Below are 12,977 nucleotides of genomic sequence, written 5' to 3' on the forward strand. Positions count from 1 at the left end.
GCGCGCCATGAAGCCTTTTCAGTTGGAAGGTGCGGCAGGATTGCGAGTGACCCGTCGGTGTACACCCACACACCACCGAGTCACGCAACGGCGCGCGACAGGAGCCAAGAAGTCATGCAGACCAAGCTGGACGCAGCCAAGGCCGACCTGCTCAAGAAGGCAGCCGCAGCCGCTGAGAACAGCCAGGTGGGGGGAGCGGCGCCGGGGGAAGGTCTGAGCAACGGCGCTCTGACCGCGTACCTGCACCACTACTACCTCCACACCGCGCCCGAGGACCTGGTCGACCGCGACCCGGTCGACGTCTACGGCGCGGCGGCCTCCCACTACCGGCTGGGCCTCAAGCGCCCGCAGGGCACCGCCGAGGTGCGGGTGTACACCCCCTCGGTCGAGGAGAACGGCTGGTCCTGCGGCCACACCGTGGTCGAGGTCGTCACCGACGACATGCCCTTCCTGGTCGACTCCGTCACCAACGAGCTGTCCCGCCAGGACCGCGCCATCCACGTCGTGATCCACCCCCAGCTGGTCGTCCGCCGCGACATCACCGGCAAGCTGCTGGAGATCCTGGACGTCGACGCCTGCTCCCGCAGCCAGGCCGCCGGCACCGAGTGGCCCGCCGACGCGACCGTCGAGTCGTGGATGCACATCGAGATCGACCGCGAGACCGACCGCGACGACCTGCGCGCGATCGAGGCCGACCTGCGCCGGGTGCTCGGCGACGTCCGCGAGGTCGTCGAGGACTGGAGCAAGATGCGCGAGAGCGCGCTGCGCCTGGCCGACGAGCTCGCCGAGGAGCCCCCGACCGGCCTGCCCGAGCAGGAGGTCGGCGAGGCCTGGGAGCTGATGCGCTGGCTCGCCGACGACCACTTCACCTTCCTCGGCTACCGCGAGTACGACCTGGTCGAGCACGAGGGCGAGGAGGTCCTGAAGGCCGTCGCCGGGACCGGCCTCGGCATCCTGCGCTCCGACCCGCGCGGCCACGACGACCACCACCACCCGGCCAGCGAGGCCTTCGGCCGCCTCTCCGCGCCGGTCCGCGCCAAGGCCCACGAGAAGAAGCTGCTCGTCCTCACCAAGGCCAACAGCCGCTCCACCGTGCACCGCCCGTCCTACCTGGACTACGTCGGCGTCAAGAAGTTCAACGCCGCCGGCGAGCCGATCGGCGAGCGCCGCTTCCTCGGCCTGTTCTCCTCCGCCGCCTACACCGAGTCGGTCACCCGCATCCCGGTCGTGCGCCGCAAGGTGCAGGAGGTGCTCGAAGGCTCCGGCTTCTCCAGCGAGAGCCACGACGGCCGCGACCTGCTGCAGATCATGGAGACCTTCCCGCGGGACGAGATGTTCCAGACCGCGGCCTCCGAGCTGATCTCCATCGCCACCAGCGTGCTGTACCTCCAGGAGCGCCGTAAGCTGCGGCTCTTCCTGCGCCAGGACGAGTACGGGCGCTACTTCTCCGCGTTCATCTACCTGCCGCGCGACCGCTACACCACCCGGATCCGGCTGCTGCTCACCGACATCCTCAAGGAGGAGCTGAACGGCGCCACCATCGACTACACGGTGTACGCCACCGAGTCGGTGCTGACCCGTCTGCACTTCGTGGTCCGCGTCGCCCCCGGCACCGAACTGCCGCAGCTCACCGACTCCGACATCGAGCGGATCGAGAACCGCCTCGCCGAGGCCGCCCGGTTCTGGATGGACGGCTTCCACGACCAGCTGCACACCGAACTGGGCGAGGAGAAGGCCGCCGAGCTCGGCCACAAGTACGCCAACGCCTTCCCCGACGGCTACCGCGCCGACTTCCCGCCACGCACCGCCGTCGCCGACATCAAGCAGATCGAGTCGCTGCACGGGGAGGGCGACTTCCGCCTCAACCTGTACCAGCCGGTCGGCGCCGGCGACGACGAGCGCCGCTTCAAGGTCTACCGGGTCGGCGGCCCGATCTCGCTCACCGAGGTCCTGCCGGTGCTCCAGCGCCTGGGCGTCGAGGTGCTGGACGAGCACCCGTACGCGCTGCGCCGCTCCGACGACACCACCGCGTGGGTGTACGACTTCGGCCTGAAGCTGCGCGAGGCCACCGAGCTCACCGACGAGGCCCGCGAGCGCTTCCAGGAGACCTTCGCCGCCACCTGGACCGGCAAGGCCGAGAACGACGGCTTCAACGAGCTGGTCCTCACCGCCGGGCTGACCTGGCGCCAGGCGACGGTGCTGCGCGCGTACGCCAAGTACCTGCGCCAGGCGGGCTCCACGTTCTCCCAGGACTACATGGAGGACGCGCTCCGCAACAACACCCACACCACCCGGCTGCTGGTCAACCTGTTCGAGGCCCGGCTGAGCCCCAGCCACCAGCAGGGCTCCGGCGAGCTGACCGAGGGCATCCTGGAGGAGCTGTCCGGCGCGCTCGACGAGGTCGTCTCGCTGGACGAGGACCGCATCCTGCGCTCCTTCCTGCACCTCATCACGGCCACCCTGCGGACCAACTTCTTCCAGCACGACGGCTCCGGTGACTGGCACTCCTACGTGTCGATGAAGTTCGACCCGAAGGCCATCCCGGACCTGCCGGCCCCGCGCCCCGCGTTCGAGATCTGGGTGTACTCGCCGCAGGTCGAGGGCGTGCACCTGCGCTTCGGCAAGGTCGCCCGCGGCGGTCTGCGCTGGTCCGACCGGCGCGAGGACTTCCGCACCGAGATCCTCGGCCTGGTCAAGGCGCAGATGGTCAAGAACACCGTCATCGTGCCGGTCGGCGCCAAGGGCGGCTTCGTCGCCAAGCAGCTGCCGGACCCGTCGGTCGACCGGGACGCCTGGCTGGCCGAGGGCATCTCCTCGTACAAGACGTTCATCTCCGCGCTGCTCGACATCACCGACAACCTGGTCGCCGGCGAGGTCGTCCACCCGGCCGACGTCGTCCGCCACGACGAGGACGACACCTACCTCGTCGTCGCCGCCGACAAGGGCACCGCGACCTTCTCCGACATCGCCAACGGCGTCGCCGAGTCCTACGGCTTCTGGCTGGGCGACGCGTTCGCCTCCGGCGGCTCGGCCGGCTACGACCACAAGGGCATGGGCATCACGGCCCGCGGCGCCTGGGAGTCGGTCAAGCGCAACTTCCGCGAGCTCGGCGTCGACACCCAGACCGAGGACTTCAAGGTCATCGGCATCGGCGACATGTCCGGCGACGTCTTCGGCAACGGCATGCTGCTCAGCGAGCACATCCGCCTGGTCGCCGCCTTCGACCACCGTCACATCTTCCTCGACCCGAACCCGGACGCCGCCGCCTCCTACGCCGAGCGGCGCCGGCTCTTCGAGCTGCCCCGCAGCTCCTGGGACGACTACGACAAGTCGCTGATCTCGGCCGGCGGCGGCGTCTTCCCGCGCACCGCCAAGTCGATCCAGCTCAGCACGCAGGTCCGGGCCGCCCTCGGCGTCCAGGACAGCCGGCTCACCCCGGCCGAGCTGATGAAGGCGATCCTCCAGGCGCCCGTCGACCTGTTCTGGAACGGCGGCATCGGCACCTACGTCAAGGCCTCCACCGAGACCAACGCCGAGGTCGGCGACAAGGCCAACGACGCCATCCGCGTCAACGGCGACCAGGTCCGGGCCCGCGTCATCGGCGAGGGCGGCAACCTCGGCTGCACCCAGCTCGGCCGCATCGAGTACGCCGCGGTCGGCGGCCCCGAGAGCGCCGGCGGCTGGATCAACACCGACGCCATCGACAACTCGGCCGGCGTGGACACCTCGGACCACGAGGTCAACATCAAGATCCTGCTCAACCAGGTCGTCGCCGACGGCGACATGACGGTCAAGCAGCGCAACGTCCTGCTCGCCGAGATGACCGACGAGGTCGGCCACCTGGTGCTGCGCAACAACTACGCGCAGAACGTGGTGCTGGCCAACGCCGTCGCCCAGGCGCACAGCATGGTCAACGTCCACTCCCGGATGATCAACCGCTTCGAGCGGGCCGGCCGGCTCGACCGGGGGCTGGAGTTCCTGCCCGCCGAGCGCCAGATCCGCGAGCGCCAGCAGGGCGGCCGCGGCCTGTCGCAGCCGGAGATGTCCGTCCTGCTCGCGTACACCAAGATCATCCTGGCCGACGAGCTGCTGGCCACCGACCTGCCGGACGACCCGTACTTCCGCACCGTGCTGCACGACTACTTCCCGAGCGCGCTGCGGGCGAAGTTCGCCGACGCGATCGACAACCACGCGCTGCGCCGCGAGATCATCACCACGCTGATCGTCAACGACACGATCAACCGCGGTGGTTGCACCTTCGCCTTCCGCCTGAAGGAGGAGACCGGCGCGACCTACGAGGAGATCGCCCGGACGCACACCGCCGCGCGGGCCGTCTTCGGCCTGGAGGAGATCTGGGCCGAGATCGAGGGCCTGGACAACAAGGTCCCGGCCCGGATCCAGACCAAGATGCGGCTGCACTCGCGGCGCCTGGTCGAGCGCGCCACCCGGTGGATGCTCAACAACCGCCGCCAGCCGCTCGACATCGCCGGCACCATCGAGTTCTTCCACGACCGGGTCAGCCAGGTCTGGGGCTCGCTGCCCAAGCCGCTGCGCGGCGAGGACCTGACCTGGTTCGAGGGCATCCAGGGCGAGCTCGCCGCGGCCGGCGTGCCGGACGAGCTGGTCACCCGGATCGCCGGGCTGTCCTCGGTCTTCCCGACCCTGGACATCACCGAGGTCGCGGACCGCTCCGGCAAGGACGTCGCCGAGGTCGCCGAGCTCTACTACGACCTGGGCGACCGCCTGCAGATCTCGCACCTGCTCGACCGCATCATCGACCTGCCCCGCACCGACCGCTGGTCGTCCATGGCCCGGGCCGCGATCCGCGAGGACCTCTTCGCGGCGCACGCGGCGCTGACCGCCGACATCCTGGCCTGCGGCCCCGAGGGCGCCACCCCCGAGGAGCGCTACACCGCCTGGGCGGACCTCAACTCCACCCTGCTGAACCGCGCCAAGAGCACCCTCGACGACATAAGGGGTTCGGACAACTACGAGCTGTCCAGCCTCTCGGTCGCGATGCGCGTCATCCGCACCCTCCTGCGCACGGGCTCCATGCGCTGACGGCCGACGGCACAGCAAGGCGGCGGGCCCGCGTCCACGGACGCGGGCCCGCCGCCTTTTCGTGGCCGGTCAGCGGGCGGCGGGTTCCGGATGGTGACGGAGCCGTCACGCTGCGCACGAGCCGGGGCATGGTCGGGATATGTCCTGGCGATTAACGTCGCGCTACGAAGTCCGCCGAGTCCCAACGGAGTTCCCGGTCGGGCGTGGAACTTCGCCCCAACTGCCCTTTTTGGTAGCTGTTCTGACCTGCCAGGAGTTGCAGTAGGCTGACCCCGCGATAGGCGTCGCCGCAGGTCCCGTGCCGGAAAGCACCGCGATGTGATGTGACATCAGGTGTCTTTCGGAGGGGGTTCAGGCCGCCAGTCCCATTCGCGCCTCGGGGCCCGGACCGGCTCCACACGGTGCCACCTGAAGAGAGTTTCATGACGTCATTTGTGCAGGAACCCTTTTTCTGGGTCTTCATCGTGGTGATGCTCGTAGCCGTCGGAGCGGCCCTCCAGGCCCGCAGGACGAACCTCGCCCTGCGGCGGCGAAACGTTTCCCTGGAGGAGGCCGGCGCCCTGGCTCAGCGGCAGCGCGACGAGTTCGCCGTGCTGCACGACCACCTGCGGAGCCAGCACGCGTCCGAACTGACGGACGTCCGCCGCGACGCCGAGGAGGACACCAAGGCCGTCCTCAAGGCGGCGATGCGGACGCTGCAGGGCCTGGCCGACGAGCAGCAGGTCGTCATCGACAAGGTGCAGCGGAAGTACGGCGACAGCCCGCAGATCCTGGCCGACCTGATGACGATCGACCACACGAACAGCCAGTTCGGCCGGCGTGCCCAGGGCATCGCGGTGCTCTGCGGCGGCTGGCTGGGCCGCCGTGAGAGCGTCGCCTCGGTCTACGACGTGGTCCGCAGCGCCCAGGGCCGGATCCGGCACTTCGACCGGGTGCGGATCCACTCCCAGGTCAGCGTCGCGCTCGTCAGCAAGGTCGTCGAGCCGGTCGCCGTCGTGCTGTCCGAGCTGCTCGCCAACGCGACCAACTACTCCGCCCCGGACACCCCGGTGGAGGTCAGCGTCCAGGCCGTCCCCACGGGCGTCTGCCTGATCGTCGACGACGCCGGCCTCGGCATGGGCCAGGAGGAGAAGGACCGCGCGGCGGTGCTCCTGAACCCGGGCGCGCCGATCGGCCTCACCAGCCTGGGCAACCCCCCGAAGTTCGGCTTCGCCGTCTCCGGCATGCTGGCCGCCCGCTACGGCTTCCGGGTCTCCGTCGACTCGGTCTCCCCGTACGGGGGCGTGCGGGCCGTGGTGCTGCTGCCGGCCGAGCTGCTCAGCAGCGAGGTCGCGGCCCCGGCCCCGGCCCCGGCCACCGCCGTGCACGGCGACCACCAGGCCGCGCACGGTGACCACCAGGGCGCGCGCGGCGACTACCAGGCCCCGCCGGCGGAGCAGCCCGCGCCGGCCTGGGCGCAGGCCCCCGGTCAGCGGCTCGTGTCGCTGCCCGAACCGGCGGCGCCCCTGGCCCCGGTGCCGGCGGCGGCGGTGACGGAACCGGAGATGACCGCGGACGGGCAGCTGCCCCGCCGCCGCCGTCACCGCCCGGTGTCGGTGCTCCCCTCCCCGCAGGACCCCGGCCGGGCCGAGGCGCCGGTGCGGAGCCCCGGCCAGAACACGCCGTCCCGCCTCGGCGCGTTCCAGCGCGGCACGCTGTCCGGGCGCAACACCACGAACACGGAAGGAACCGAGATCCAGTGAGCCGCGATCTTTCCTGGGTGCTCAACGACGTACTCCAGGTCCCCGGCGCCCGGCACGCCATCCTCGTCTCCGCCGACGGCCTCCTGCTCGAACGGTCCAGCGAGATAGGCCGTGACGAGGCGGAGACCAACGCCGCCGCGATGAGCTCGATGCAGTCGCTGAGCCGCGCGGTCGCCCCGTTCGTCGGCGGGGACGGAGCAGGCGCCGGGGTCTGGCGCCAGACCCTGCTGGAGTACGACCACGGCTGGATCTTCCTGATCGCGGCCGGCAGCGGCGCGTACCTGGCCGCCTCCACCGCCCCCGACGTCGACATGGAGGCGATGTCCTTCCGGATGCAGCAGCAGGTGGGCGCGCTCGGACGGGCGATGTCGGCGGCGCCGCGCCAGAGCACGCTCAGCGGCTCATGACGGCCGGCGGCGAGGAACAGCGGGTCACCGGCGGCTTCATCCGCTCCTACGTGATCACCGGCGGGCGCGAGTTACCGAGTGCGGAAGCCCTGTCTCTGATCACCTTGGTCACCGTCGCGCCCGAGCAGGACCTCCCTGCCCTGCCGAGCCCGGAGACCCGGGCGATCTGGGAGCTGTGCTCCGGCGGCTACCTCTCGGTGGCCGAGGTCGCGGCCCGACTGGAGCTGCCGGTGGGGGTCGTGAGGCTGCTGCTGACGGACCTGATCCATGAGGGACGGTTGCTGTGCCGGTCGGCCCCGCCCCCGGCCCAGGCCCCGGATCCGAGACTTCTAGAGAAGGTACTGCATGGACTTCAACGCCGGTTCGCCTGAGGACATCTACGTCCCGGGCGCGGTGACGACCGCGGTCAAGATCCTGGTCGTGGGGCACTTCGCGGTCGGCAAGACCACGCTCATCGGGGCCTTGTCGGAGATCGCCCCGCTGAGCACCGAGGAGAGCATGACGCAGGCGTCCATCCGCGTCGACGACCTCCGCGGCGTACCGGACAAGAAGACCACGACCGTCGCCCTGGACTTCGGCCGGCTGACGCTCGGCGACGACCTGGTGCTGTACCTGTTCGGCACGCCGGGGCAGCAGCGGTTCATGCAGCTCTGGGAGGACATGGCGCGGGGCGCGCTGGGAGCGCTGCTGCTGGCCGACCCGACCCGCCTCGCGGACACCTTCCCCGTCATCGACCTGATCGAGCAGTACGGCCTGGAGTACGCCGTGGCGGTCAACAGCTTCGACCGGCAGGACGAGTACACCGAGGACCAGCTGCGCGAGGCGCTCGACCTGCTGCCGCACACCCCGGTGGTGTTCTGCGACGCGCGGGACCAGCGTTCCTCGGCCAACGCCCTGCTGACGCTCGTCCGGCACCTGCTCGACCGCGCCTCCTGACCCCCCGCGACTCCTGACCTCCCCCACGCCTCCCTCCCCTCACGCCTCCCGGGTCCGCACCCGCCCGGGGCCACCTCCAAGGAACGACCCATGGATTCTCCGCAGCGACCCGGCCCGCAGTCGCCTCCGCAGGGCTGCCCGATGCACGTCGGCGTGAGCACACCGCTCTACGGGGAGATGTTCTCGTCCGACCCCGGCGCGGTCTACGACAAGCTGCGCGCCAACGGCCCTGCCGCGCCGGTCGAGCTGGCCCCGGGGGTCGAGGCCACCCTGGTCACCTCGCACGAGGCCGCCCTGCGGGTGCTGCAGAACCCGGGGATGTTCGCCCGGGACTCGCGGCGCTGGGCGGCGCTCAACGAGGGACGGGTGCCGCTGGACAGCCCCGTCCTGCCGATGATGTTCTACCGGCCCAACTGCCTCTTCACGGACGGCGCCGAGCACCTGCGGCTGCGCAAGGCCGTCACCGAGAGCCTGGGCCGGCTCAACGACAACCGGCTCAACCGGCACGTCGAGCGGATAGCCGGCTACCTGATCGACCAGTTCAGTCCGCTGGGCCGGGCCGACCTGCTCAACGACTACGCCAAGCTGCTGCCGCTGCTGCTGTTCAACCAGCTGTTCGGCTGCCCTGCCGACATCGGCGACCGGCTGACCCGCAGCATGTCCGCGCTCTTCGACGGCCTCGACGTGATCCAGGCCAACGAGGAGCTGACCGCCTGCCTGATGGACCTGGTCGCGCTGAAGCGCCGCCAGCCCGGCGACGACATCACCTCGTGGCTCATCCAGCACCCGGCCGGCCTGCGGGACGAGGAGCTCAAGGACCAGCTGGTCATGCTGATGGGCGCCGGCGTCGAGCCCGAGCGCAACCTGATCGGCAACGCGCTGCTCCTGCTGCTGTCCGGCGAGGGCCGCTCCGGAATGCGCATCGAGGACGCCCTCGACGACGTGCTGTGGAACAACCCGCCGATCGCCAACTACGCGACGCACTACCCGATGCAGGACCTCGACGTGGGCGGGGTCCCGATGGACGCGGGCAGCCCGGTGGTGATCAGCTTCGCCGCCGCCAACAGCGACCCCGCGCTGACGGACGCCCGGCTGACCCTCAGCAAGGGGGCCCACCTGGCCTGGGGCGCCGGCCCGCACGCGTGCCCGGCCAAGTCCCCGGCCCAGCTGATCGCCCTGAGCGCGATCGAGTGCCTGCTCAACGCCCTCCCGGACGTCACGCTCGCGGTGCCCGCGGAGAGCGTGGAGTGGCGGCCGGGCCCGTTCCAGCGCGGCCTGGTCTCGCTGCCGGTGCGGTTCAGCCCGGCGCCCGCCCGCACCACGCGGCCGGCCGCGGGTGCGGACACCGCGCCGGGCGGATCGCCGGTCGGCGGCCCCGAGGCGACGCAGGCGTACCCGCAGGCCACCGCCCCCGCGCCGGGCCGGGCCGGGCAGAAGAAGGGGTGGTGGAGCGCCTTCCTGGACGTCTTCCGGGTCTGACACGGCCTGGGCTCCGATCCGACGCGCCGTCGGAAGCCGTTCCGCCAACGCGGTGTGAACGGGGTCCGACGGCGGTGCGGGTACGTGACGGGGGCAACACGGATCGACGCTTGAGCGCGCTGTTGCTGGGTAGATCGCCGCCGTACTGCCCGCCCGCGCGTAAGGAGCCCCGTGTGACCGCCACGTTGGAAGCCCGCCCCGCAGACCCGGAGCGCCCGGACGGAACGGCGGTCGACCGCCGCGCCGCCGTGCCGCTCCTGCGCAGGCTGCGGTCGGCCGAGGGACTCGCCGACCCGAGCCCGGTCTACGACGGGCTGCGGGCGCTGGGAGACCTCGTCCCCGCGCCCTGGGGCGGCTACCTGGTCACCGGGTACGACGCGTGCGACCAGGTCCTGCGCGGCAGGACCTGGCTCGTCCCCGACTTCGCCTGGCAGGAGCGGCAGACCGGGACGGAGCGCTGGGAGGCCGTCGCCACCCAGGAGATGAGCCGGACGCTCTCCCGGCTCAACGCCCCCGAGCACACCCGGCAGCGGCGCAGCCTCGGGAACCTCTTCAACCACGCCACCCTGCGGGACATGCAGCCGGAGATCGAGGCCGACGTCACCGGGCTGCTCGACCGCCTGGCCGAGCGAATACGGACGGACGGCGAGGCGGACCTCTCGTCCCTGGTCAGCGAGCAGCTGCCGATCGGCACCGTCGGGCGCTGGCTGGACATCGCCCCGGCGGACCACCCGCACATCCTGACGATGACCCACAACCAGGTGCACGCCCAGGAACTGCTGCCCACCAAGAGCCAGCTGGCGGTCTCCGAGCAGGCCACCATGGACCTGCGCGAGTACTTCACCCGCCTCGTCCGGGAGCGACGCGACAACGACGGCGACGACGTGATCGCCGGCTGGATCCGCACCTGGGACGCGCTGGAGTCCGACCGCGAGGCCACCGACCGGATGGTCTACCAGCTCACCATGTTCGTCACCATCGCCTCGCTGGAGACCACGGCGACGCTGCTCTCCTCGCTGGTGTGGTCGCTGCTGCGGTCGCCCGGCCGGTGGGAGTGGCTGCGGGAGCGGCCGGAGCACATCGACGACGCGATCGACGAGGCGCTGCGCTACGACCCGCCGATCCGCGTCAACAGCCGCGTCGCGGGCGAGGACACCGAGCTGGCCGGGGTGTTCCTGCCCAAGGACACCATGGTCCACGTGATGTACGGCGCGGCGAACCGCGATCCGCGCCGCAACCCGGACCCGCACGCCTTCGACGTGCTCCGCCGGGGCACCCACCTCACCTTCGGCGGCGGCGCCCACTACTGCCTCGGCGCGGGCCTGGCCCGGCTGGAGGCGCGCGCCCTGCTCGGCCAGCTGCTGCGGCGCTTCCCGACCCTGCGGGCGGTGAGCCCGCCCGAGTACGCACCCCGGATGGTCTTCCACCGGGTGACGTCCCTGAGAGTGGCCGCATGAACGTGTCCCCGCAGGTTCCCCAGGTGCCGCAGGTCCCGCAGTACCCGCCGTACGCGGCGCAGCCCTCGTACCTCCCGAACCCGTATCAGAACCCCTACCCCGAGCCCGCCCCGGAGCCCGTTCCCGCGCCCGTGGTGGCCCGTACGGTCCGTACCGAGCGCCAGGGCCCCGTGCTCCACATCGAGCTGGACAGCCCGGCGACCGGGAACGCCGTCACCTCGGCCATGCTGGACGAACTCCTCGCCGTGCTGGCCGTACCCGACCCGGCCGTGCGCGTGATCGTGCTGTCCGGGGCCGGCCGGGACTTCTGCCTCGGCGGCGACCGCGACGAACTCTTCGCGGGCCTGGCCCAGGACCCGACCGGCGGCGGCATACGGAACTACGGGGAGAAGGCCCGCAGGGTCTGCGATGCCCTCACCAACAGTTCCGCCGTGACCGTCGCGCGGGTCCAGGGCCGGGCCACCGGCGCCGGCTTCGCCCTGGCGCTCGCCTGCGACCTGCGGGTCGGCGCCGACAACGCCGTCTTCCGGCTGCCCGAGCTGGCCCTGGGCCTGCCCGTCGCCTGGGGCGGCCTGCTGCCCCGGCTGCTCCACGAGGTCGGCGCGGCCAGGGTCCGTGAGATCATCCTCACCAGCCGCCCGGTCGGCGCGGTGGAGGCGCGGGAGCTCGCCATCCTGCAACGCGTCGTCCCCGAGCAGGATCTGGACGGGGCGGTGGCCGAGTGGGTCAGGCCCGTCACCCGTCGCCCCGAGGCGGCACTGAGGGTCACCAAGACGCTGCTCGCCTCCCATGCGGCGGCCACCCGGCTGGCCGACGCCTCCGTGCTCGACTCCGAGTTGATGGCCTCGGTCCTCGCCGCCGCCCACTACACCCGCGGCCTCGCCGCCCAGCCCCCGGCCCACTGACCTGCAGCTTCCGTCCGCCGCCTTCGGAAGGCGGCGGACGGCGGGTGACCAGTCGTCGGCCGTGCACGGCGACGTCCCTTCCACTGGTGTGGAAACCGATTGTGGATCACGCCCGCATATTCGCTACTGTGTGTGATCGACACCGGGGAGGGGATCACCGTGGGGATGATGCGCAGCGCGCGCACGGCGGGGGCCGTACTGACGATGGCTCTGGTCGTGGCCGGAGCGGCGGCCTGCGAGGGCGGCAAGGACGCGGGGCAGAAGACCGGCGCGACCGCGGCGGCCAGTACGCCGTTGCAGCCGTTCGGCACCGGCGGCTACCGCGGACTGCAGTTGTCGATGACCAAGGACGAGGCACTCGCCTCCGGAGCCCTGGAGCCGTCGCCGGTCTCGCTGTTCAACGGCTGCACCGACTACGCGTACAAGGGCGGCCCGGCGCCGGACCCGGTCCGGATGGCGGCCGAGACGGAGGCCCGCGCGAAGTCCGACAAGGCGTTGGCCAGGATCGACGAGATGCGGGCGAACCGGAAGCCGTTCGAGACCCTGGCGCCCGGGGCCTCGCTGGAGCAGATGGTGAAGCACAGCGAGCGCCTCCAGGAGCGGCTGAAGCAGGAGGCCGCCGAACGGCAGGAGTCCGACGCGCTGTTCAAGGAGGCGGACGTCATCGTGACCGCCCGTAAGAACCGGGACCAGGCCTTCCTGGCCACCGGACGGGTCAACTTCGGCACCGAGGGCCTGCGCCAGCTGGTCGCCCCGGCGGACGCCCGCACCGCCGAGGGAGTCGGCGCCGGCTCGGCGGAGGACGAGCTCAAGCGAGCCTACGAGGGCAAGGCCCTCAAGCCGACCGAGGACGGCAAGTACGAACTCCCGGCCGAGGGCGGCAACGGCGGCCCGGACTGGTTCTACGAGTTCACCATGGCCGAGGGCAAGGTCGCCGGCCTCGCCCTGGTCAAGCACAACACGTACTGCTCCTGAGAATCGAAGGCGACG

Annotated in this window: 9 protein-coding genes; all 9 read left to right on the top strand. The window is 71.4% G+C overall.

Annotated features, from left to right (window positions below; translation table 11 throughout):
• The first annotated feature begins 114 nt into the window (after positions 1-114).
• Positions 115-5,061 carry an NAD-glutamate dehydrogenase gene (locus OG556_RS22025; RefSeq protein ID WP_371518624.1) on the top strand — a complete coding sequence of 1,649 codons (4,947 nt, stop codon included), beginning with the start codon at positions 115-117 and terminating at the stop codon, positions 5,059-5,061.
• Between the two features lie 422 nt (positions 5,062-5,483).
• On the top strand, positions 5,484-6,803 hold the full coding sequence (locus tag OG556_RS22030; protein WP_371518626.1) for an ATP-binding protein: 1,320 nt from the start codon (positions 5,484-5,486) through the stop codon (positions 6,801-6,803).
• Positions 6,800-7,210 (top strand): roadblock/LC7 domain-containing protein, encoded by a 411-nt coding sequence (locus OG556_RS22035; RefSeq protein WP_350881088.1) that lies wholly within the window; start codon positions 6,800-6,802, stop codon positions 7,208-7,210. The genes OG556_RS22030 and OG556_RS22035 overlap by 4 nt, the downstream gene beginning before the upstream one ends.
• Positions 7,207-7,581 (top strand): DUF742 domain-containing protein, encoded by a 375-nt coding sequence (locus OG556_RS22040; RefSeq protein ID WP_350881090.1) that lies wholly within the window; start codon positions 7,207-7,209, stop codon positions 7,579-7,581. The genes OG556_RS22035 and OG556_RS22040 overlap by 4 nt, the downstream gene beginning before the upstream one ends.
• A complete protein-coding gene (locus OG556_RS22045) occupies positions 7,556-8,146 on the top strand; it encodes an ATP/GTP-binding protein (protein WP_350881092.1) in 591 nt (196 codons plus the stop codon). The genes OG556_RS22040 and OG556_RS22045 overlap by 26 nt, the downstream gene beginning before the upstream one ends.
• A 90-nt stretch (positions 8,147-8,236) precedes the next feature.
• Positions 8,237-9,625 carry a cytochrome P450 gene (locus OG556_RS22050; RefSeq protein ID WP_371518629.1) on the top strand — a complete coding sequence of 463 codons (1,389 nt, stop codon included), beginning with the start codon at positions 8,237-8,239 and terminating at the stop codon, positions 9,623-9,625.
• A 266-nt stretch (positions 9,626-9,891) separates the two neighbouring features.
• Complete coding sequence (locus OG556_RS22055) at positions 9,892-11,082, top strand: cytochrome P450 (RefSeq protein WP_371522812.1); 1,191 nt, start codon at positions 9,892-9,894, stop codon at positions 11,080-11,082.
• The gene (locus OG556_RS22060; protein ID WP_371518631.1) at positions 11,079-11,987 is read left to right on the top strand and encodes an enoyl-CoA hydratase/isomerase family protein; all 909 of its coding nucleotides are present in this window, start codon (positions 11,079-11,081) and stop codon (positions 11,985-11,987) included. Before OG556_RS22055 ends, OG556_RS22060 begins: the two co-directional genes overlap by 4 nt.
• 132 nt (positions 11,988-12,119) lie before the next feature.
• Complete coding sequence (locus OG556_RS22065) at positions 12,120-12,962, top strand: hypothetical protein (protein WP_371518632.1); 843 nt, start codon at positions 12,120-12,122, stop codon at positions 12,960-12,962.
• Positions 12,963-12,977: the final 15 nt, after the last annotated feature.

It is taken from the genome of Kitasatospora sp. NBC_01300, assembly GCF_041435235.1.
GTDB lineage: Bacteria > Actinomycetota > Actinomycetes > Streptomycetales > Streptomycetaceae > Kitasatospora.